The 1,714-nt window shown below is 44.2% G+C and carries 1 protein-coding gene and 1 pseudogene; both read right to left on the reverse strand.

The genetic code is table 11. From position 1 onward, the window contains the following. Position 1: 1 nt before the first annotated feature. Positions 2–1,117 carry a HupE/UreJ family protein gene (locus AC1DWB_RS34665; RefSeq protein WP_477545613.1) on the reverse strand — a complete coding sequence of 372 codons (1,116 nt, stop codon included), beginning with the start codon at positions 1,115–1,117 and terminating at the stop codon, positions 2–4. Positions 1,118–1,302: 185 nt separating this feature from the next. Then, positions 1,303–1,714: pseudogene (locus AC1DWB_RS34670) on the reverse strand (discoidin domain-containing protein); the annotation flags it as partial.

Genomic DNA, 1,714 nt, shown 5'->3' on the forward strand with positions numbered 1-1,714 from the left:
ATTACAATCTTTGAATCAACCAATAAAATGCCAGCACAAAAATAAGACAAGACGTTGAAATCATCATTTTACGATACCACGGAAACCTTTGCAGCCAAATCAAGAGGGGCAGTAATAAGCATAAGACCATCAGTTGGCCCGTTTCTACACCTAAATTGAACGTCAGGAGCGTGCCAATCAGATTGCCCTTTGGAAGTCCTGTTTCAGCCAAAGCCCCGGCGAAGCCCATACCGTGAATCAGGCCAAATATGGCTGTCATTACCCACCGCCATTTCGCCTTTTGAACAAACATATTTTCCACGGCCACGTAACAGATCGTCACCGCAATCAACGCTTCGACCCAAGACGAGATGACATGGATGACGCCCGACGCCACCAAGAATAGTGTAATGCTGTGGGCGATTGTAAAAGCAGTAACAATTTTCAAAGCATCCTTGAAGCGAGATGCGATTAATACTAAGGATAACAAAAACAGCAAATGATCATAACCTGTCAAAATGTGCTCGATTCCAAGCTTAAAATATTTCCACAAAACAGCGCCRATCTTAGGCTGGGGAGGGTTGGTCTGACTATCTCCTTTAGTGCTATCAATAGTATCCTGCTGGTTATGCTGGGGAAGGTTGATCTGAATATCTCTTTTAGTGCTATCAATCAAATCCTGCTGGACATATTCCCCTGCATGGACCAAGAGTCCACTCGTATGAGCAGGCACATCGTCAAACGCCAGATTGTAATGAAGATTACATTGTTCGATCACTTTATCGGCAGTAAACTTCAGATGAAATTCCACGCCTCTTAAGGTACCCTTATTCGCCATGTTCATCGAAAGCAATTCCATCTTCAAGGGCTTCGAATCCGCATCTATGCGAAGACCTTTCTGTAGATAGGATTCGATTTTTTGTGAGAACTGTTCCTCATTCACAAGATTATCCAGGTTGGTACCGAATTGTGGGAACAAATCTAATTGATCAAGAAAAAGTTCATATTGAATCTCGTTCTCTTCAATGTTTAATACCGAGAAACCCATACTTCCGGAATGGGCAAGTGAAGTTGTGGTAGTCCCAAAAAATAATAAGATTATGATTATGATAAAGGACAGGAATGAACGCTTCTTCATATCGGGACCTCTTTTCATGAAATGCATGTATATTTACAATCTGCGAGCCGGTATCCCGATGCAGAGCGAGGAATTGCAGCTTTAGTACACTCTTGGTACCATTAATCGTCCAAATCGATGAGGGGGAGACAATTGATCTCCCCCCGTTTCATTACCGATTCATCCAAATGTGATCAAATAATGCTCTACTTTTGTGTCAATAAATATTGAGCGTCTCGCAGCAAATAGGTTGCCGCTTCGCTTGAAATGTGTTTCCCGTTTTGCGCCTCTACCTCGTTCACAAAGCTCTTCAAATTGTTGTTCGCCAATTTGGCCTGCAGGCTGTTGGCAATTCCCGCATTGTCGATCCATTTGGCATCAGCAAAGTGTGTTACCAGCGCCTTCAAGGAATCAATACTGGCCACCGTCTGGAATTGAACGGTCTTGCTTCCCACATTGCCGGCCATGTCGCTGGAAGTAACAATAAGGGTATGCTGACCGAGCGGCAACTTATAGAGCGGGATCGCCGTTCCGATTTGGTAAGAATACGTATCCAGCGTCACCGTCGTCTTGCTGCTGTCCACACCCGACAAGTTATCCGTCCATGCAATCTGAGGC

Source organism: Paenibacillus sp. P4_E11, assembly GCF_056401635.1.